Source organism: Azoarcus sp. Soil_N_20 (genome assembly GCF_057656155.1).
The window spans coordinates 101,944-122,688 of record NZ_JBDGKX010000008.1 but is presented as its reverse complement, the minus strand read 5'-3'; the positions used below and the strand labels follow the sequence as shown (position 1 = coordinate 122,688).

The window sequence follows — 20,745 nt, the reverse complement described above, 5'->3', positions numbered from 1 at the left end:
GAGCCGGCCATGCTTGTCGTCATCGTCGATGATACTCCGCTTAATCTGACGCTGATGGACATGCTGGTGGGCCGTGTGGGCGGCTGCCAGGCAATGTGTTTCGCCGATCCGGTGGCGGCGCTGGCCTGGTGCGCGGACAACGAGCCCGATCTGATCATCGTCGACTACATGATGCCGGGCGTCGACGGGCTGGAGTTCATCCGGCGGATTCGCGCCCGCCGCGACCATGACGACCTGCCCATCCTGATGGTCACCGCGAGCCATGAGCGCCGTACCCGTTACGAGGCGCTGGAGTGCGGTGCGAACGATTTTCTGACCAAGCCGATCGACCCGCACGAGTTCGAGCCACGGGTGCGCAATATGCTGAAGCTGCGTCAGGCCCACCTGGCGACCCTCGATCGGGCCGCCTCCCTGGCCGAAGCGGTACGGGTCGCCACTGCCGAGATCCAGGATCGCGAGCGCGAGACGATCACCCGTCTGGCACGCGCCGCAGAATTCCGCGACCCGGAAACCGGTGCCCACATCCAGCGCATGGCGCACTATTCGGCGCTGATCGCACGCCGCCTCGGGCAGGATGAAGGCCACGTGGCAGCGATCCTGCAAGCCGCACCGATGCACGACGTGGGCAAACTGGGGATCCCCGACTACATTCTGCTGAAGGCGGGGCGGTTGACCCACGAGGAGTTCGCGGTCATGAAGCGGCATCCCGTGATCGGCCACGACATCCTCAAGGACTCGGCATCCCGGGTGGTGCAGGTGGGTGCGGTGATCGCACTCAGCCATCACGAAAAATTCGATGGCAGCGGTTACCCGAATGGCTTGTCGGGCACCGACATCCCGCTCGAAGGGCGCATCGTCGCCGTGGCCGACGTGTTCGATGCATTAACCTCCGAGCGACCGTACAAGCGTGCATGGCCGATGGAACAGGCGATCTCCCTGCTGCGCATCGGCCGCGGCACGCATTTCGATCCGGACTGCATCGACGCCTTTCTTCGCGCCTGGAAGGACGTCGTCGAGATTCACAAGCGCTTCCAGGACCGGTGGTGATCCCCGTCCGGCGGTGACGTCCGTCGCGCCGGGCGGCGTACAGACAACACTCCGCCGTGCGGAGCGCCGACCTGCGCCGACGGACACCCCCTGCCCGAACCTCAGTGGGCCTTGCGCTCGATCAACTCGATCTTGTACCCGTCCGGGTCCTCGACGAACGCAATCACCGTGGATCCGTGCTTCATCGGCCCGGCCTCGCGCACCACCTTGCCGCCACGGGCCCGAATGTCCTCACAGGCCTTCTTCGCATCGCTCACCTCGAGTGCGATATGGCCGTAGGCGGTACCGGGTTCGTAGTGGTCCACACCCCAGTTATGGGTGAGTTCGAGCACCGCGCCTTCGCTCTCGTCCTGGTAGCCAACGAAGGCGAGGGTGAATTTTCCGTCCGGGTAGTCGTTGCGCCGCAGCAGGCGCATGCCGAGGACTTCGGTATAGAAGGCCAGCGCGCGGTCGAGATCGCCGACGCGCAACATCGTATGGAGCATTCTCATGGTTCAGTCCTCTTGTTCGATCGGTTTGCCATCATTGTCGTCGATCACCGGCAGCATCGCCCCCTGCGCGCGCAGACGCCGACGCGCCGCCTGCCAGTCCGGATAGAGCTGTCCGACCACAGACCAGAAGCGCGGCGAATGATTCATTTCACGCAGGTGCGCGACTTCGTGGGCGACGACGTAGTCGATCAACGCCGGCTCGAGATGGATCAGCCGCCAGTGCAGGCGGATCCCGCTGCGCAGGCTGCAACTCCCCCAGCGCGTGCGGGCCGACGAGAGCCTTACCTCCGGCCTCGGAGCACCCAGGTGATGGCAGTACTCCTCCACCCGCCCGCGGAACCACTCGAGCGCGCGCGCACGCAGGGCGCGCAGCAACAGCGGGGTGGCCGCCGCCGCGGGCAGCCAGAGTTCGTCCACACCGTCGACGGCGATCCGCCACTGCGGCCGGCGTCCGCCCATGCCGGTGCGCAGCCGGGCCGCCTTGCCGAACAGCGGAAATTGAGCGCCGTCGCTCGCTACCAGCCGGGCCGGTAGCGGGCGCGCCTGCTGAGCCGCAAGCCGTTCCAGCAGCCACTTTCCATGTCCGAGAACGAAACGATCGACGGCCTGGAGCGAGGTTCCGTGCGGTACCGCAACCCGAGGGCCGCGGTGATCCACCATCAGCGCGAACGAGCGCCGTGCCGACTGGCGCAGCACCAGGTCCACCATCCGGCCATCGATCGCAATCCGATGCCCGACTTCGACCGCGGCCCGCGCAGCAGGCCGCACGGCGCGTCGCACGGTGCTGCCGCTCAGACCTTGTCTTCCCACGCGAAACCCTGCGCATCCACGCCCGCCTTGAGTCGCAGCATCGCCTCGGCGACGCGGCCTTCGGCGCCCTTCATGCCCAGTTCGATCGAACGGCGCTGCCCCGCGCCGGCAATGGTCGGCAGGCTGAACAGGGTGGCATCGGGGAAGTCCGCGGTGAGTTCGCGCATCAGGCCGATCAACTGTCCCTCGTACGCGTCCCAAACAGTAATCGCGTGCTCGACGTAATCCTCGACGTGGTGCAGATGGGCGTAACGGGTGTCGAGCACCCACTCGACCATCGGCCATGCCATGACCGGAAAGCCGGGCACGAAGAAGTGCTCACGGATTGAGAACCCCGGAACGCGGTTGTACGGATTGGGGATGATCTCGCTGCCAACCGGGAACATCCCCATCTGCAGCCGTTCCGTGGTGATCTCGGCGCCGAAGCGGGCGCGGATCTCGGCTTCGGCCGCGGGATGGAGGGCGATGTCGACGCCGAGCGCCGCAGCCGCGCTCTGGCGGGTGTGATCGTCCGGAGTGGCGCCGATGCCGCCGAAGCAGAACACCACATCGCCGGTGGCGAAGGTCTGGCGCAGGGTTGCGATCAGTCCGGACGGCTCGTCACCGACATAACGCGCCCAGCCGAGCTTGAGGCCGCGCGCAGCGAGCATTTCGATGATCCTGGCCAGATGCTTGTCGCTGCGACGACCGGAGAGAATTTCGTCACCGATGATGAGGACACCGAAGCTCATTCGCTGATCCGGGGAAGATTGGAGGGCGCGGGGTCGAGCAGCATCACCCCGCGGGTGGCGCGTTCGCGACGCAGGGATTCGAGCATGAAATGGACGAAGGCCAGTCCGGCAAAGGCCGGGGCCACCAGATTCACGAACGGTATGTAGGCCAGCATCGCGGTGCTGCCGCCAAGCACCAGCATCGGCATGCGCCGTTCATCGCGCAGTCGTGCGAACTCCTCGCGATCGGCATGCAGCATCAGGGCGTCGTAGCCGAAGGCGCGCTGATTGAGCCAGCCGGTGAGCAGCACCGACACGATCAGCCCGACGCCCGGAATCAGCCAGAACGGCAGCGACAGGATCAAGCCGCCCAGGAACCACGCCGTGGCCACCAGCGCATTCCAGGCACTGCCGACGGTCGAGCCGCCGAGCCGCTGTTCGAGATCGGCGTAGTCGCGTCTGGCCACGCGCTCGAGCATCAGCGGCAGGGCCACGACGGCGACCAGGACGGCGGCGGTCACGTAGATCAGCGGGATAAAGGCGAGGAAGACCGCGATCTTGACCAGGATCAGCATCACGCCTGCCGCCACTTCCGAGCCCTCGAGCCAGCTGCCGATCCAGGTCAGCCCGCCGAGCCACCCCATGATTCCGTCGATGATCGCGGCCCACGACAACACCGCGGCAACCGTCCACAACACCGCGGCCGCCAGCCCCGGCCAGATCAGATGCCAGAAGATGTCTGCGCGCAGCAGACTGCGCAGCGAGCGACCAAAAGCAAGAACGATGTCACGCATGATGGCAGCGGGCGCTCAACGCGGCATCCCCGGCATGCCGGGCAGCATGCCTTTCATGCCGCGCATCATCTTGGCCATGCCGCCCTTGGAGAACTGCTTCATCACCTTCTGCGTCTGCTCGAACTGATTCAGCAGCCGATTGACCTCCTGCACCGTCACCCCGGCACCGGCGGCGATCCGGCGCTTGCGGCTGGCCTTGAGCAGTTCCGGTTTGGCGCGTTCGAGCGGTGTCATCGAATCGATGATGCCCTCGATACGGCCGATGGCCTTCTCTTCGACCCCGCCCTGCAACTTGCCGGCGGCCTGGGCAAACTGTGCCGGCAGCTTGTCGAGCATCGAGGACAGACCGCCCATCTTGCGCATCTGGCCGATCTGCTCCTTGAAATCGCTCAGATCGAACCCCTTTCCACTCTTGAGCTTCTGCGCAAAGGCGCGCGCCTGATCCTCGTCGACGCCGCGCCGCGCCTCCTCGACCAGACCGAGGATGTCACCCATGCCGAGAATCCGGCTGGCCATGCGATCGGGGTGAAACGGCTCGAGCCCGGAGAGCTTCTCGCCCACGCCGGCAAACTTCAGCGGCTTGCCGGTCACATGACGCACCGAAAGTGCGGCGCCCCCGCGCGAATCGCCATCGAGCTTGGTCAGCACGATACCGGTGAGCGGCAGCGCCTCGTTGAAGGCCCGCGCGGTGTTCACCGCATCCTGCCCGAGCATCGCATCGACCACGAACAGGGTCTCGATCGGGTCGAGTGCCGCATGCAGCGCCCGGATCTCGGCCATCATCGCCTCGTCGATCGCCAGCCGGCCGGCGGTGTCGACCAGCAGCACGTCGTTGTGGTGCTTGCGCGCATAGTCGAGCGCCGCGAGCGCGATGGCGACCGGCTGCTGGTCGATGGTGGACGGGAAGAAATCCACCCCGGCCTGCGCCGCCACGGTTTTCAGCTGCTCGATCGCCGCCGGGCGGTAGACGTCGGCCGACACCACCAACACTTTCTTCTTGTGCTCTTCGCGCAGATGCTTGGCAAGCTTGCCGGTGGTGGTGGTCTTGCCGGCGCCCTGCAGACCGGCCATCAGCACCACGGCCGGCGGCTGGGTGGCCAGATTGAGACCCTGATGCGCCCCGCCCATCAGCGCCTTGAGTTCATCGTGGACCACCCCGACCAGGGCCTGCCCCGGGGTCAGCGAGCCGACCACTTCCTGACCGACGGCCTTTTCCTTGACCCGACTGACGAAATCCTTGACCACCGGCAGCGCGACGTCGGCTTCGAGAAGCGCCATGCGCACCTCGCGCATCGCTTCCTGGATGTTGTCTTCGGTCAGGCGGGCCTGCCCGCGCAGGGTCTTGACGACCTTGGACAGGCGCTGGGTGAGATTGTCGAGCATGTTCTGGGGACCTTCAGCCGGGGTGACTTGGAGTAAACTGCACGTCTGTATGCAGCCAATTCTACTTCATCTCCTCCCCGCCTCGCTTTATGCCGGGCTCGGCGTGCTGTTCTGGCGCGCCTGCATCCTCGGTCCGCAGCCCGTGCAGAAGCGCCTGTGCATGTCGACGCGCGAGCGGATGCTCCTGCTCGTGGCGCTCCTGGCGCACGGCGCAGCACTGCATTTCGCCCTGTTCCCCGGCGCCGAGATGCGTTTCGGCTTCAGTGTGGCACTGTCGCTGATGGTCTGGCTGGCGATCTGTTTCTACTGGGTGGAGACCCTTTATACCCGGCTCGACGGGCTGCACGCCGCCGTGCTGCCCGCGGGCGCGATCGCCTCGATGCTGCCGGCGTTCTTTCCCGGCGAGCACGTCCTGGCCAACGCGGCCTCTCCGGCCTTTCGTGCCCATTTCATCATCGCCATGCTGGCCTATAGCCTGTTCACGCTGGCCGCCCTGCACGCCATGCTGATGGCGGTCGCCGAGCGACAGCTCCACCACGCGCGTTTCTCCCGCATCCTGTCCGGGCTCCCGCCGCTGCTCACGATGGAGGCACTGCTTTTCCGTCTGATCGGCATCGCCTTCGTGTTGCTGACCCTCACCCTCGCGTCGGGCATCGTGTTTTCGGAGAGCCTGTTCGGCAAGGCCTTCCTGATCGACCACAAGACGGTTTTTGCGATCGTGTCCTGGCTGCTGTTCGGTGCCCTGCTGGTCGGACGTCGGGCGTGGGGATGGCGCGGGCGAATCGCGCTGCGGTGGACGCTGGCCGGCTTCGTCGCCCTGATGCTGGCCTACGTGGGCAGCCGCTTCGTGATCGAAGTCCTGCTGCACCGCGCCGGCTGAGCCTCATTCCCGGATCCCCGTCGTGGTTTCCGGTTGACACCGCATCCGTGCCGCTTCGATACTCAAGGCCCGCCTCAACCTCTCCTACACGTGTCAGACATCGGTCTTGCGGTGCAATTTTGCGCCCTGGTTTTGCTCCTCGTGGTTTCGGCCCTGTTTTCCATGTCCGAGACGGTGATGATGGCGGCAAACCGCTACCGGCTACGCTCGCTGGCAGCCCAGAACCATCGTGGCGCCCGTCTGGCCGTCGACCTGCTGAACCAGACCGACCGCCTGCTCGGCGTGATCCTGCTGTTCAACAACCTGGTCAACACCGCGGCGGCGATGCTGGTCAGCATCATCACCCTCGAACTGTTCGGCGACGACCGCTGGGCGCTGGGTGCCGCAACGCTGGCCATCACCTTCATCATTCTGGTGTTTTCCGAGATCACGCCGAAGGTCATCGGCGCCCACCATGCCGACCGTCTGGCGCTGATCGTGAGCTATCCGCTGAGCGCCCTGCTACGGGTGTTCTATTCGGTGATCTGGTTCGTCAACCTGTTTTCGCGCGGACTGCTGATCCTGCTCCGGCTGCAGCCCCGACATGACAATGGGGCGACCGCCCTGTCGACCGAGGAGTTGCGCTCCATGGTGCTGGAGTCGGGCCAGTACATTCCGCAGACTCACCGCAGCATCCTGGTGAACCTGTTCGACCTGGAGAACATCACGGTCGAGGACGTGATGACCCCGCGCGGCGCGATCGAGGGAATCGATCTGTCCCATCCGATCGAGGAACTGCGCGAACGCATCGCCACCAGCTATCACACCCGCCTGCCAGTGCATGACGGCGACAGCGAGCAGGTCATCGGCGTACTCCATCTGCGCCGCCTTCTGAGCGACGCATTCGACAACGACGTCAGCACGGACAAGATCCGAAGGCTCATGGTGAAGCCCTATTTCGTGCCGGCCGACACCCCGCTCTACTCGCAGATCCAGTTCTTTCAGGAGAATCGGCAGCGGCTGGCCCTGGTGGTGGACGAGTACGGCGAGATGCTCGGGCTGGTCACGCTCGAAGACATCATCGAGGAGCTGATCGGCAAGTTCACCACCAGCACCCCGGAGTCTGCGCGCCGTCTGCACTGGGGCGACGACGAGTCGGTGATCGTCGATGGCAGCACCAATCTGCGCGACCTCAACCGTCAGCTCGAACTCGAGTTGCCGATCGACGGGCCGAAAACCCTCAACGGACTGCTGCTCGAGTACCTCCAGGACATTCCCGAAACCGGGCTGTCGGTGCGCATCTCAGGGACGCCGATCGAAGTCATCCAGACCCAGGATCGCAAGGTCAAGACCGCGCGGATATTCCGTACCACCAGCCGGGCCGCGGCTGCTTGAGCCCGTTCAGCGCGACCCCACTCGGCGCGGGGCTTTACAAGCAGAGACTCAGCGTGCACCATCGAATGTCACTTAATTAGGATCTCCGGCAAATACGCGCCGGTGTTTCGAGAGCCGGAATGGCAGCAAATCCACAGACCGCCCTGAGCGGACTCGCCCGCGCACTGATACAGAACGGTCGGCTGACCGAAGCCGACGTGGTGTCCTGTTCGCCAAGCGCAAATGGCTCGACCAACGCCTTCCTGCTCGAGTTGTCCCAGCGCGGTCTGCTGAGTCCGCGCGAAATCGCGAAGTTCGCGGCCGAAACTTTCGGCTACCCGCTGTTCGACGTCGGCACGATCGACCGCAGCATCATCCCGAGGGACGCCATCGACCGCAAGTTGATGAGCAAACATCAGGTGGTGGCACTCGGTAAACGCCAGAACCGCCTTACCCTGGCGGTGGCGGATCCATCGAACATGCGGGTGCTCGACGAAATCCGTTTCCAGACCGGGCTGCAGGTCGACCTGGTCATCGTCGAAGTCGACAAACTCGGCAAGCTGGCCGAGGCCCTCAGCGAATCGGCCCAGCAGACGCTGAAGGACCTGACCGGCGACGAGTTCGACATGGACTTGCTGCAACAGGATGGTCCCTCCGAACCGGTTGCCGATGACAGCTCCGAGGTCGACGACGCCCCGGTAGTGAAGTTCATCCAGAAGGTCCTGATCGATGCGATCAACGAAGGGGCCTCCGACGTTCATTTCGAACCCTACGAAAAGTACTACCGGATCCGGGTGCGAACCGACGGCGTACTGCGCGAGATCGCCCAGCCGCCGCTGGTGCTGAAAGAGAAGATCGCGGCGCGGATCAAGGTCATCTCGCGCCTCGACATCTCCGAGAAACGGGTGCCGCAGGACGGCCGCATGAAGCTGGTGCTGTCCAAGAACAAGGCGATCGATTTCCGGGTCTCGTCGCTGCCGACGCTGCACGGCGAAAAGATCGTGATGCGGATTCTGGATCCGAGTTCCGCGATGCTGGGCGTCGACGCGCTCGGCTATGAACCCGAACAGAAGAAGGCGCTGCTCGACGCGATCGACCGCCCCTACGGCATGATCCTGGTGACCGGGCCGACCGGTTCGGGCAAGACGGTGTCGCTCTACACCTGCCTCAACATGCTCAACAAGGCCGGGGTGAATATCTCCACGGCCGAAGACCCCGCCGAAATCAACCTGCCCGGCATCAACCAGGTCAACGTAAACGAAAAGGCGGGCCTGACCTTCGCCGCAGCGCTGCGCGCCTTCTTGCGCCAGGATCCGGACGTGATCATGGTCGGCGAGATCCGCGATCTGGAAACCGCCGAAATCTCGGTCAAGGCCGCACAGACCGGCCACCTGGTGCTGTCCACGCTGCATACCAACGACGCCCCGTCCACCCTCGAGCGGCTCAAGAACATGGGCGTGGCCCCGTTCAATATTGCCTCGTCGGTGATCATGATCACCGCGCAACGCCTTGCCCGCAGGCTGTGCACCTGCAAGAAACCGGCGGACATTCCGATCGAGGCCCTGCTCGATGCCGGCTTCGGCGAGGAAGAGCTCGATGGCAGCTGGGAGCCCTACGGGCCGGTCGGCTGCGATCGCTGCAAGGGCAGTGGCTACAAGGGACGGGTCGGCATCTATCAGGTCATGCCGGTCAGCGAAGAGATTGCGCATATCATCATGACCAACGGCAACTCGATGGATATCGCTGCCCAGGCAGAACGGGAAGGCGTCAGCGATCTGCGCAAGTCGGGCCTGCTCAAGGTTCGCCAGGGCGTCACTTCGCTCGAAGAAGTGCTGGCAACCACCAACGAATAAGACAGATACACGGGGAAATCCACTTATGGCGACAGCATCCCGAACGGCCGTCCGTCGCGCACCGGCCGGACCAAAAGAAGATCTCTACAACTGGGAAGGCAAGGACAAGACCGGAAAGCTCATTCGGGGTGAGGTACGCGCCTCGGGCGAGGCCGTCGTCCAGGCCACCCTGCGCCGCCAGGGCGTGCTGGTCACCAAAGTCAAGAAGCAGAAGATGTCCCGCGGTCACAAGATCAGCGAAAAGGACATCGCGCTGTTCACCCGGCAACTGGCGACGATGATGAAATCCGGGGTCCCGCTGCTGCAGGCCTTCGACATCGGCATCAAGGGCTCGGGCAATCCCAGCCTGGCGCGGCTGCTGAACGAGGTACGCAACGACGTCGAAACGGGCTCAAACCTGTCGCAGGCCTTTGCCAGGCATCCGGTCCATTTCGACAAGCTGTTCTGCAACCTGGTGGCGGCAGGCGAGCAGGCCGGCATCCTCGACAACCTGCTCGACCGGATTGCGACCTACAAGGAAAAGATCCTCGCGATCAAGAGCAAGATCAAGTCGGCGCTGTTCTACCCGATTGCGGTGGTGGTGGTCGCCACCCTGGTGGTCGCGGTGATGATGCTGTTCGTGATCCCCGAGTTCAAGAACGTGTTCACCAGCTTCGGTGCCGATCTGCCGGCGCCGACACTGATCGTGATCGCGATGTCCGACTTCTTCGTGACTTACTGGTACCTGATGTTCGGTATCGTGATCGGCACCGTAGTGGGCATCAGCTTCCTGTACAAACGCTCGCCCGCCATGCAGATCGCGGTGGACCGCGCGGTGCTGAGGCTGCCGGTGGTGGGCGACATCATCCGCAAGGCGACCGTGGCGCGCTGGGCGCGAACGCTATCGACCATGTTCGCGGCTGGCGTCCCATTGGTCGAGGCGCTCGACTCGGTGGGCGGCGCCGCGGGCAACTATGTCTATCTGACCGCGACCAAATCGATCCAGAACGAGGTCAGCAGCGGCACCAGCCTGACCGTGGCGATGCAGAACACCGATGTGTTCCCCACCATGGTGGTGCAGATGGTGTCGATCGGCGAGGAGTCCGGCCAGCTCGACGGCATGCTCTCCAAGGTCGCAGACTTCTTCGAACAGGAGGTCGACGATTCGGTCGCCGGCCTGTCCACGCTGCTCGAGCCGATCATCATGGTCTTCCTCGGCGTCGTCATCGGCGGCCTGGTCGTGGCCATGTACCTGCCGATCTTCAAGCTCGGCGCCGTCGTCTGACTTCGTTGCGGCCCGGTTTCAGCCGGGCCGCAACCACCTCGCTCACATCCCATGCACGATCTGCTGCGCGACCCGGTCGCATTCATTCCCCTCGCCACGCTGATCGGATTGTTCGTCGGCAGCTTCCTCAATGTCGTGATTCATCGCCTGCCCAAGATGATGGAACGCGAATGGATCAGCCAGGCCGCAGAATTGCGCGGCGAACCGGCACCGGCTGCCGAACGCTTCGACCTTGCGGCCCCGCGTTCGCGCTGCCCGCATTGCGGCCATCTGATCTCGGCGCTCGAGAACATTCCGGTGGTGAGCTACCTGATCCTGCGCGGGCGCTGCCGTCATTGCAGCGCACCGATCAGCCGGCGCTATCCGGTCGTCGAGGTGCTCACCGCCGCCCTGTCCGGATACGCAGCCTGGCATTTCGGATTCGGCGTCGCTGCCGCTGGCGCGCTGCTGTTCCTGTGGGCGATGATCGCGCTCGCCTTCATCGATCTGGACACCCAGCTTCTTCCCGACGACCTGACCCTGCCCCTGCTGTGGCTGGGTCTCGCCTTCAACCTGGCCGGGATCTACACCGATCTGCCTGGCGCGGTGGCAGGCGCGATGGCCGGCTATCTGGCGTTGTGGTCGGTATTCTGGCTGTTCAAGCTGGCGACCGGGAAGGAAGGCATGGGCTATGGCGACTTCAAGCTGCTCGCGGCGATCGGCGCCTGGCTCGGGTGGCAGACCCTGCCGCTGACGATTCTGCTGTCGTCACTGGTGGGCGCGACAATCGGGATCGGTCTGATCGTCTTCGCCCGCCACGGACGCAACGTGCCGATTCCGTTCGGCCCTTACCTCGCTGCAGCCGGTGTGATCGCGCTATTCTGGGGCGAAGCGATCACTCAGCGCTATCTCGGCGCATTCTGATCATATCGGCAAGGTGACCAACACCGCGCGGCGACCCCACGCGCTGATTCGAAGTGTCCCCGCGCCACTGGGCGCTTGAAATTCCGCTCCACCACCCCCATATCGCCCTCGACCGCGAACTCTGCGGGACTTTGCTTTTTCCTTATGCTGCATTGCGTTAGACTTGCGCACCTGCCTTTCCGGAGCCTGTCATGCCCATTTACGAATATCGCTGTGAAAGCTGCGGGTTCCAGAAGGAACACCTGCAAAAGATGAGTGACGCCACCCTCACCACTTGTCCCACCTGCGGTAGCGAAAGCTACATCAAGCTGCTGTCGGCCGCCGGCTTCCAGCTCAAGGGCAACGGCTGGTACGCGACCGATTTCAAGGGCGGTGGAAAGACAGCGGCGGCCCCGTCGCCCTCGGCGGACTCGGCCAGCGCAGCCCCGGCGGCCGGTTGCGGCGGCAGCTGCGCCTGTCATCCGTGACTGCACGCACCCTTCGGACCACTGAGTGAAAAAATACTTCATTACCGGCCTGCTGATCTGGATCCCGCTCGCCATCACCTTCATGGTGCTGGCCTGGATCGTGAACACGCTCGACCAGATTCTGCTGTGGCTGCCCAATGGCGCCCAGCCACGGGACCTGATCGGCTTCGATCTTCCCGGCGTCGGCGTGGTGGCGACCCTGCTGATCGTATTTGTCACCGGCCTGGTGGCCGCCAACGTACTGGGCCAGAAGGTGGTGCAGCTGTGGGAGGGGATCCTCTCGCGCATCCCGGTGGTGAAGTCGATCTACTACAGCGTGAAGCAGGTGTCCGACACGCTGTTCTCCAGCAGCGGCCAGGCCTTCCGCAAGGCGCTGCTGGTGCAGTATCCGCGCCAGGGTTCGTGGACCATCGCCTTCCTGACCGGAAAGCCGGGGGGCGATGCGGCGAATCACCTGGCCGGCGAGTATGTCAGCGTGTATGTACCGACCACGCCCAACCCGACTTCAGGCTTTTTCCTGATGATGCCCAGGGCAGATGTCATCGAGCTCGAGATGAGCGTCGACGAAGCGCTGAAATACATCATCTCGATGGGCGTCGTGGCACCGCCGGTACGCAAGCCCGTCGAGCGCCCCGCGCTGCTCAACGAATGATCCACCCCTGAATCCCGGTCGTCCCTCGGGACGGCGTCTGAATTTCCGGAAACAACACCATGCGAACTCAATACTGTGGCCAGGTAACGGCCGCCGACCTCGATCAGATCGTCACCCTGTGCGGCTGGGTGCATCGCCGGCGCGACCACGGCGGGGTGATCTTCATCGATCTGCGCGATCGCGAGGGCCTGGTCCAGGTCGTATGCGACCCGGACCGTGCCGCGATGTTCGGCATTGCCGAATCGGTACGCAACGAGTTCGTGCTGAAAATGACCGGCAAGGTGCGTCGCCGTCCGGCCGGTACCGAAAACGCGAACCTGACTTCGGGTGAAATCGAGGTGCTGTGCCACGACATCGAGGTGCTCAACGCCTCGGTCACGCCGCCGTTCCAGCTCGACGACGAAAATCTCTCCGAGACCGTGCGCCTGACCAACCGCGTGATCGACCTGCGCCGCCCACAGATGCAGAAGAATCTGATGCTGCGCTACAAGACCGCGATGGCCTTCCGCCGCTTCCTCGACAGTGCCGGTTTCATCGACATCGAGACCCCGATGCTGACCAAGAGCACACCGGAAGGCGCGCGCGACTACCTGGTGCCGTCACGCGTCCATCCGGGTCAATTCTTCGCATTGCCGCAATCGCCGCAACTGTTCAAGCAGTTGCTGATGGTCGCCGGCTTCGACCGCTATTACCAGATCACCAAGTGCTTCCGCGACGAGGACCTGCGCGCCGACCGCCAGCCCGAATTCACCCAGGTCGATATCGAGACCTCGTTCCTGACCGAGACCGAGATCACCGCGTTGATGGAAGAGATGATCCGCTTCGTGTTCAAGGAGGCGCTCGCGGTCGAACTGCCCAACCCCTTCCCGCGCATGAGCTTTGCCGAAGCCATGCGCCGCTTCGGCTCGGACAAGCCCGATCTGCGTGTCACCCTCGAACTCACCGAAGTCACCGATGCGGTCAGGGACGTCGCCTTCAAGGTATTCTCCGGCCCCGCCACTTCGGGCGGTCGCGTCGCCGCGATGCGCGTACCGGGTGGCGCCAGCCTCAGTCGCGGCGAAATCGACGAATATACAAAATTCGTCGGCATCTACGGTGCCCGCGGTCTTGCCTACATCAAGGTCAATGACGCCACACAGCCCAACGAAACCGGCCTGCAATCGCCGATCGTCAAGAACCTGCACGAATCCGCGCTGCGTACCATTCTGGAGCGCACCGGTGCGCAGTCGGGCGACCTGATCTTCTTCGGCGCCGACAAGACCAAGGTGGTCAATGACGCGCTCGGCGCGCTGCGCACCAAGCTCGGCCACGAGAAGGGGTTCGTCACCGGCGAGGCCTGGTGCCCGTTGTGGGTGGTCGACTTCCCGATGTTCGAGTACGACGACGACAGCAAGCGCTGGACGGCCTGCCATCATCCGTTCACCAGCCCCAAGGACGAGCACCTCGAACTGCTCACCACCAGCCCCGGCGAATGTCTGGCCAAGGCCTACGACCTCGCGCTCAACGGCTGGGAAATCGGCGGTGGCTCGGTGCGTATCCACCGCGCCGACGTCCAGGCCAGGGTGTTCGATGCGCTCAACATCGGCCCCGAGGAGCAGCAGCTCAAATTCGGCTTCCTGCTCGATGCGCTCAAGTACGGCGCGCCGCCGCACGGTGGCCTGGCCTTCGGCCTCGACCGCGTGGTCACCATGATGGCCGGCGCCGAGTCGATCCGCGACGTGATCGCCTTCCCCAAGACCCAGCGCGCACAATGCCTGCTGACCAACGCCCCGGGCGACGTGGACGAGAAGCAGTTGCGCGAACTCCACATCCGCCTGCGCCAGAAGGTGGAAACCCAGGTCGAGGTCGGCAAGGCCTGACCGGCTGCACCGCCGAAGACAAAAGGCCGCAATCATCGATTGCGGCCTTTTTTGCGCCCATGGCGCCGTGGCCGCGGATTTCGCCCGGCATCGATCGAACGCCATTCCGGGAGCCTGCGCCCGGCGTCCGGCCAGCCTCGGCATCGCGGCAATCGCTGACAAATGCATCAGGCGCGGACCCGGCGTACCCGCGCAGCTCGTCAATGTCGGCTTTTCTTACAGCTGCCGGGGCGAAAACCGGTCGATTGCGGACGTCCATCGCCCTGCAGATGCCACCACGCCGCATCAGGCCGCCGCCCCTGGACAACATAAGCATTGAACGTGATCAAAATCACCAAAAATCACACCAATATGTCGACGCAGATGCGTAAGATCCCGTCACGACTAGGAGCGTGTCGGATTATCTTACACAACCTCCTGCAAAAACAATAAATACGACTAAATTATCTACAAACCTCTGATCTATAAAGCGCAAGACGGGCAATCAATAACTGGCACGATTCACGCTTTACATTCCACAACTCGCCTTATTTAACTTTTGCGTTTAATTCAGTACATCCATCAAGAAAACTGAGACTCGGAGTCGTCGCCATGAAAAACACCTTGTTCCGCATCCCGGCAGCCGCGCGCATCGCGGCCATCGGCCTGTTCGCCAGTCTTGCCAGCGTCGGCGCCAATGCAGCCCTGATGACGGCCTCGAATACCATCGGGGGGGCGGCCGACGCGTCCTTCATCGACCGCACCATCACGTTCGACACTCACGCGCAGATCGCGGATGTCAATCTCACGGTAGATTGGAGCAAGTGTGGCAATGGCTTCAACCCTTCCTTCCGCTGCAGCGGAGGCAGCGATTTCCCCTATCCCGGCGAGGCCTACATGACCCTTACCGGATCGACCGGCATCGTTGTGACCCTGTTCCCCGCCAGTTACTTCAGCGGCCCGAACGGCAGCATCAATGTCTCCAACGTATTCGACGACGAAGCCGCCTCCGCCCTTCCGGGCACCATCCAGGGCGGCACCTTCAGGCCGACCGAGTTGTTGTCGGCCTTCGACGACACCGATCTGTTCGGCACCTGGACGCTGCGCATCGGCGACACCGTCGGTGCAGACCCCATCCTGTTCCGGTCCTTCACGCTGGACATCTCCACGGTGGACCAGATTGAAGCCGTGACCGCAGTGCCGGAACCCGCCACCGTCGCCCTCCTCGGGCTCGGTCTCGTAGGGATGGGAGTGCTGCGCCGGCGCACATCTGCCTGATCGGAGCCCGGGTTTCGACTACCTGACGGCGACCGCGAGGTCGCCGTTGTCATTTGGTGCTTGCGCCGAGGGGCCCGTTCAGCGCCGGAAACGCTCCTCGGCAATCGCATCGGCCACTTCATTGGTGGGCCGCTCTTCCTTGCGGGCACGCTCGAACACTTCCATCAGATTGTCATGGATGCCCTCGACGTGCTTCAGCAACGCCCTCCGGTCGAAACCGGTGCGCTCGTGGTACACATCGATGATGCCACCGGCATTGATTACATAATCGGGGGCATAGAGGATGCCGCGCTTCATCAGCTCGAGGCCATGGCGGGCTTCGGCGAGTTGATTGTTCGAGGCGCCGGCGACAATCTGTGCCTTGAGCAGCGGAATGGTCTGGTCGTTGAGGATCGCGCCGAGCGCGCACGGCGCGAACACGTCGACCTCGAGGCCGAAGATCTCGTCGGGTGCGACCACGGTGGCGCCGAGCTCCGCCCCCGCGCGGACGAGCGGCTCACGGTGGATGTCGGTAACCCACAGGCTGGCTCCGGCCGCCTTCAACTGGCGGGCAAGGTCGAAGCCGACATTGCCCACGCCTTGCACCGCGACCCGCAAGCCTTCGAGCGAGTCGCGGCCCAGCCTTTCCTTCACCGCGGCCTTGATGCCGACGAAGGTACCGTAGGCGGTGGCGGGCGACGGGTCGCCGCTACGCGTGCCGTCTTCGGTGGGCTTGTCCACGATGCCGGCCACATGGCGGGTGAATTGGGCCATGTACTTCATGTCGGCCACGCTGGTACCCGAATCTTCGGCGGCAATATAGCGGCCGTTGAGATTCTCGAGCGCGCGGGCAAAGGCGACGAGCAGCTCGGGGGTCTTGTGCGTACGCGGGTTGCCGATGATCACCGACTTGCCGCCGCCGAGCTTCAGATTGGCCATCGCCGACTTGTAGGTCATGCCGCGCGACAGGCGCAGCACGTCGCGCACCGCTTCTTCCTCGGTGGCATAAGGCCACATGCGGCAACCGCCGAGCGCAGGGCCGAGGTTCGAATTGTGGACGGCGATGATCGCCTTCAGTCCGCTCTTGTCGTCGCTGCAGAACACGACCTGTTCGTGATCGGCAAAGTCGCTCAGTGAAAATACAGCCATGACAGTCTCCTTCCTGGGTTTGGATGTGTGCCGGGCAGCGGGCTCGATCGCTCGTGGCAACCGCAACGCCGCACGACGTGGTGGTAAAAGCGGAGTGTGCCGGATCCAGCCGGGGCGGCCATGCGCGCCGGCTGAACCTCGTGCACGCTGATCTTCAGCCGGCAAGCACCGCGATCGTCTTGCGCACCTTCGCGCCGGTCGGCCCGGCCAGCGGCTGCTTGCGCCGGAACGCATCGAGCATTGCCGTCTGGCGCTTGCGCGCATTGGCCAGATAGCGCTCACGGACGTGGCCGAAGCCGCGAATCTGCTCGGGCAGCGCGGCGAGTTCTACCGCCGACTCATGATTGGACAGCGTCAGGCCGGCGAGGATCTCTTCGATCACGCGCTCGTAGTCCGCGATCAGTTCGCGGTCGAGCTTGCGGTCGTGGCTGCGGGCGAAGGGGTCGAGCATGCTGCCGCGCAGATGGCGGAACTTCGCCAGCATCCGCATCGCCTTCAGCATCCACGAACCGTAGCTCTTCTTCTGCAGCTCGCCGGTGCGCGGATCCTTGTCGGCCAGCGTCGGCGGGGCGAGATGGAAGACGAGCTTGTAGTCGCCTTCGAACTGCTCCTCGACCCGCTTGAGGAAATCGCTGTCGGTGTAGAGACGCGCCACCTCGTACTCGTCCTTGTAGGCCAGCAGCTTGTGGTAGCCGCGTGCCACCGCCTCGGTCAGCAGGTTGACCCCGGGGGCCACACGCGCCTCGGCGGCACGCACGCGCTCGACCAGCTTCGCGTAACGCTCCGCATAGGCCGCATTCTGGTAGTCGGTGAGCTGGGCCTTGCGCCGTGCAATGACTTCATCGACGCTGGTCGACAGTTTATGATGCTCCGGCGTGCCGTGCTGCGGCTTCGCCGCCGCGGCTACGGCCTGCGGGTCCACCGCTGCGCGCCGGCCCCACTGGAACGCGGCCTTGTTGGCCTCGACCGCGGCGCCGTTGATCTCGATCGCGCGCAGGATGGCCTCGCCGGTCAGCGGCACCAGGCCCTTCTGCCAGGCATAGCCGAGCATGAACAGATTGGTCGCGATCGAATCGCCGAGCAGGGCCGTGGCCAGCCGCGTGGCATCGACGAACTCGGCCCGCTCGGCACCGACCGCCTCGACGATCTGGTGCTCCATCGACCCGGCCGGGAACTGCGGATCGGGGTTGGCGCCGACGTCGCCGCTGCGCGCCTGGGCGGCAAAGCCGCGGACGAACTCGCTGGTCATGGTCTGGTCGCGATTGATCACGACGCGGGTGTGGCCGTTGCGCATCTTGGCCAGCGACTCGTCGCTCGCCGCGACCACCAGGTCGCAGCCGATCACCGCATTGGCCTCGCCGGCCGCCACACGGGCGGCAAACAGCTGTTCCGGGGTGTCGGCGATGCGCACATGCGACCATACCGCGCCGCCCTTCTGTGCCAGGCCGGCCATGTCGAGCACCGAGATGCCCTTGCCTTCGAGATGCGCGGCCATGCCCAGCAGCGCGCCGATGGTGACCACACCGGTGCCGCCGACACCGGTCACCAGGATGCCCCAGGGCGCTGCGGTGGACGGCAGCTGCGGCTGCGGCAGGGCAGCGAAGGTGTCGGTCGTGCTGCCGACCGCCTTGCCCTTGCGCAGGCTGCCGCCCTCGATGGTGACGAAGCTGGGGCAGAAGCCTTTCACACAGGAGAAATCCTTGTTGCACGAGGACTGGTCGATGGTGCGCTTGCGCCCGAACTCGGTCTCGACGGAGGCGACCGACATGCAGTTCGACTTGTCGCTGCAGTCGCCGCAACCCTCGCACACGAGATCGTTGATCACCACGCGTTTGGCCGGATCGGGGAAGGTGCCGCGCTTCCTGCGCCGGCGCTTCTCCGCGGCGCAGGTCTGGTCGTAGATCAGCGCGGTCACGCCCGGCACCGCGCGCAGTTCGCGCTGCACCGCGTCGAGTTCGTCGCGATGACGGATCGGTACCCCGTGCGGCAGATCGGACGGGCCATAGGCGCGCCCGGTGCCGTCATTCATCACGATGATGTTGTTCACGCCTTCGGCCGCGAGCTGGCGCGCGATGATCGGCACCGACAGGGTGCCGTCGTGCGGCTGGCCGCCGGTCATCGCCACCGCATCGTTGTACAGGAGCTTGTAGGTGATGTTCACCTTCGCCGCCACCGCCGCGCGGATCGCCAGGATGCCGGAGTGCATGTAGGTGCCGTCACCGAGGTTGGCGAACACATGGGGCGTGGTGGTGAACGGCGATTGGCCGACCCAGGGCACCCCCTCGCCGCCCATCTGGCAGAAAGTCTGGGTGGACTCTGGCGACAGCCAGGTGGCCATGTAGTGGCAGCCGATGCCGGCGATTGCGCGCGAGCCTTCCGGCACCTTGGTCGAGGTGTTGTGCGGGCAGCCCGAACAGTAGTGCGGCACGCGCGCGATCGACAGCCGCGGGCGGGCGAGCGCCGCCTCCTTTGCTTCAAGGAAGGCGAGCCGTGCCTTGATCCGGTCCGAGGTATGGAAGCGTGCGATGCGCGCGGCGATCGCGCGCGCCACCATCGCCGGGGTCAGCTCGCCGGCCGCCGGCAGCAGCCAGTCGGCGTGCGGCAGGCTCCACTCCCCCTTTTCGTCGAACTTGCCGATCACCCGCGGGCGGACATGTTCGTTCCAGTTGTAGAGCTCTTCCTTCAGCTGATACTCGAGGAACTGGCGTTTCTCCTCGACCACGAGGATTTCCTCCAGCCCGCAGGCGAAGCGGCGCACACCCTCGGCTTCCAGCGGCCACACCATGCCGACCTTGTACACGCGCAGCCCGATCTCGGCCGCCACGGTGTCGTCGATGCCCAGGTCCTCGAGCGCCTGGCGCACGTCGAGATAGCTCTTGCCGCTGGTGATGATGCCGAGCCGGGCATCGGGGCTGTCGATCACGGTCCTGTTGAGTCCGTTGGCGCGGCAGTAGGCCAGCGCGGCATACAGCTTGTGGTGCAGCAGGCGCTCCTCCTGCACCAGCGGCGGATCGGGCCAACGCAGGTTGAGACCGTCGGCGGGCAGCGGAAAATCGGTCGGGATCACGGTCTGCACCTTGAACGGATCGACGTCGACCGAGGCCGAGGTTTCCACCGTATCGGTCAGCGCCTTGAACGCCACCCAGCACCCCGAGTAGCGCGACAGTGCGAAGCCGTGCAGGCCGTACTCGAGGTACTCCTGGATGCCGGCCGGTGCCAGCACCGGCATCATCAGCGCCTTGAACACATGCTCGGTCTGGTGCGGCAGCGTCGAGGACTTCGCAGCATGATCGTCACCGGCGATCACCAGCACCCCGCCGTGCTTCGAACTGCCGGCCGCATTCGCATGGCGGAACACATCGCCGGTACGATCCACCCCCGGCCCCTTGCCGTACCAGATCGAGAACACGCCGTCGTACTTCGCATTGGGGTCGAGGGTGACCTGCTGCGTGCCCCACACCGCGGTTGCCGCCAGGTCTTCGTTGAGCCCGGGATGAAAGCGGATGTGCATCGGCTCGAGGAATTTCTGCGCCTTCCAGAATTCCTGGTCGACGTTGCCCAGCGGCGAGCCCCGATAGCCGGTGACGTAACCGGCGGTATTGAGTCCGGCGGCCTGATCGCGCACGCGCTGCATCATCGGCAGCCGCACCAGGGCCTGGATTCCGGTCATCCAGGCGCGGCCGGTTTCGAGGGTGTATTTGTCGTTGAGAGTGACGGCAGGCAAGGTGTTCGACATGGTGGTGTGAACGGTCGCAGGCCCGACGCTTCCGCGCTGATGGCGCGAACATCCGGCCTGCCGACGTTGTCTCCTTTGGTGGTTGGGGTTGGCGCGTCCGCAGGAACGAACGCCGAGACCGCATGGTAAGGAGACCGGGGAGGAAAGATTTTTCTCAC

General features: G+C 64.5%; 17 protein-coding genes. 10 read left to right on the top strand and 7 right to left on the bottom strand.

Annotated features, from left to right (window positions below; all coding sequences use genetic code 11):
- Nucleotides 1-9: 9 nt before the first annotated feature.
- A complete protein-coding gene (locus AC3A35_RS17025; protein ID WP_487437383.1) occupies nucleotides 10-1,047 on the top strand; it encodes an HD domain-containing phosphohydrolase in 1,038 nt (345 codons plus the stop codon).
- Nucleotides 1,048-1,148: 101 nt separating this feature from the next.
- Here the strand turns inward: AC3A35_RS17025 and gloA are convergent, their stop codons facing one another.
- From gloA to ffh, 5 genes are all read right to left on the bottom strand, one after another.
- Entirely contained in the window at nucleotides 1,149-1,538 is a 390-nt protein-coding gene (gene gloA / locus AC3A35_RS17020) for a lactoylglutathione lyase (protein WP_487437382.1), read from the bottom strand.
- A gap of 3 nt (nucleotides 1,539-1,541) precedes the next feature.
- On the bottom strand, nucleotides 1,542-2,246 hold the full coding sequence (locus AC3A35_RS17015) for a M48 family metallopeptidase (protein ID WP_487437491.1): 705 nt from the start codon (nucleotides 2,244-2,246) through the stop codon (nucleotides 1,542-1,544).
- 83 nt (nucleotides 2,247-2,329) lie between these two features.
- Nucleotides 2,330-3,079 (bottom strand): competence/damage-inducible protein A, encoded by a 750-nt coding sequence (locus AC3A35_RS17010; protein ID WP_487437381.1) that lies wholly within the window; start codon nucleotides 3,077-3,079, stop codon nucleotides 2,330-2,332.
- Nucleotides 3,076-3,852 (bottom strand): EI24 domain-containing protein, encoded by a 777-nt coding sequence (locus AC3A35_RS17005; protein ID WP_487437380.1) that lies wholly within the window; start codon nucleotides 3,850-3,852, stop codon nucleotides 3,076-3,078. The genes AC3A35_RS17010 and AC3A35_RS17005 overlap by 4 nt, the downstream gene beginning before the upstream one ends.
- Before the next feature lie 15 nt (nucleotides 3,853-3,867).
- Nucleotides 3,868-5,235, bottom strand: coding sequence for a signal recognition particle protein (gene ffh / locus AC3A35_RS17000; RefSeq protein ID WP_487437379.1), 1,368 nt, complete (start codon nucleotides 5,233-5,235; stop codon nucleotides 3,868-3,870).
- 49 nt (nucleotides 5,236-5,284) lie between these two features.
- On the opposite strand from ffh, the gene AC3A35_RS16995 reads away from it, so the two are divergent.
- From AC3A35_RS16995 to AC3A35_RS16955, 9 genes are all read left to right on the top strand, one after another.
- Nucleotides 5,285-6,115 carry a cytochrome C assembly family protein gene (locus tag AC3A35_RS16995; RefSeq protein ID WP_487437378.1) on the top strand — a complete coding sequence of 277 codons (831 nt, stop codon included), beginning with the start codon at nucleotides 5,285-5,287 and terminating at the stop codon, nucleotides 6,113-6,115.
- Nucleotides 6,116-6,205: 90 nt separating this feature from the next.
- Complete coding sequence (locus AC3A35_RS16990; RefSeq protein WP_487437377.1) at nucleotides 6,206-7,489, top strand: HlyC/CorC family transporter; 1,284 nt, start codon at nucleotides 6,206-6,208, stop codon at nucleotides 7,487-7,489.
- Nucleotides 7,490-7,608: 119 nt separating this feature from the next.
- Nucleotides 7,609-9,321 carry a type IV-A pilus assembly ATPase PilB gene (gene pilB / locus AC3A35_RS16985; RefSeq protein ID WP_487437376.1) on the top strand — a complete coding sequence of 571 codons (1,713 nt, stop codon included), beginning with the start codon at nucleotides 7,609-7,611 and terminating at the stop codon, nucleotides 9,319-9,321.
- 25 nt (nucleotides 9,322-9,346) lie between these two features.
- On the top strand, nucleotides 9,347-10,585 hold the full coding sequence (locus AC3A35_RS16980) for a type II secretion system F family protein (protein ID WP_487437375.1): 1,239 nt from the start codon (nucleotides 9,347-9,349) through the stop codon (nucleotides 10,583-10,585).
- A 51-nt stretch (nucleotides 10,586-10,636) separates the two neighbouring features.
- Entirely contained in the window at nucleotides 10,637-11,488 is an 852-nt protein-coding gene (locus AC3A35_RS16975; protein WP_487437374.1) for a prepilin peptidase, read from the top strand.
- 191 nt (nucleotides 11,489-11,679) lie between these two features.
- Nucleotides 11,680-11,955 carry an FmdB family zinc ribbon protein gene (locus AC3A35_RS16970; RefSeq protein WP_487437373.1) on the top strand — a complete coding sequence of 92 codons (276 nt, stop codon included), beginning with the start codon at nucleotides 11,680-11,682 and terminating at the stop codon, nucleotides 11,953-11,955.
- 25 nt (nucleotides 11,956-11,980) lie between these two features.
- Complete coding sequence (locus AC3A35_RS16965) at nucleotides 11,981-12,607, top strand: DUF502 domain-containing protein (protein WP_487437372.1); 627 nt, start codon at nucleotides 11,981-11,983, stop codon at nucleotides 12,605-12,607.
- 59 nt (nucleotides 12,608-12,666) lie between these two features.
- Nucleotides 12,667-14,466 carry an aspartate--tRNA ligase gene (gene aspS / locus AC3A35_RS16960; protein WP_487437371.1) on the top strand — a complete coding sequence of 600 codons (1,800 nt, stop codon included), beginning with the start codon at nucleotides 12,667-12,669 and terminating at the stop codon, nucleotides 14,464-14,466.
- Nucleotides 14,467-15,057: 591 nt separating this feature from the next.
- Nucleotides 15,058-15,723 (top strand): PEP-CTERM sorting domain-containing protein, encoded by a 666-nt coding sequence (locus AC3A35_RS16955; RefSeq protein WP_487437370.1) that lies wholly within the window; start codon nucleotides 15,058-15,060, stop codon nucleotides 15,721-15,723.
- A 78-nt stretch (nucleotides 15,724-15,801) separates the two neighbouring features.
- Here the strand turns inward: AC3A35_RS16955 and AC3A35_RS16950 are convergent, their stop codons facing one another.
- Together AC3A35_RS16950 and AC3A35_RS16945 are read right to left on the bottom strand one after the other, a co-directional pair.
- A complete protein-coding gene (locus AC3A35_RS16950; protein WP_487437369.1) occupies nucleotides 15,802-16,851 on the bottom strand; it encodes a Glu/Leu/Phe/Val dehydrogenase dimerization domain-containing protein in 1,050 nt (349 codons plus the stop codon).
- Between the two features lie 154 nt (nucleotides 16,852-17,005).
- Nucleotides 17,006-20,587, bottom strand: coding sequence for an indolepyruvate ferredoxin oxidoreductase family protein (locus AC3A35_RS16945; RefSeq protein ID WP_487437368.1), 3,582 nt, complete (start codon nucleotides 20,585-20,587; stop codon nucleotides 17,006-17,008).
- Nucleotides 20,588-20,745 lie beyond the last annotated feature (158 nt).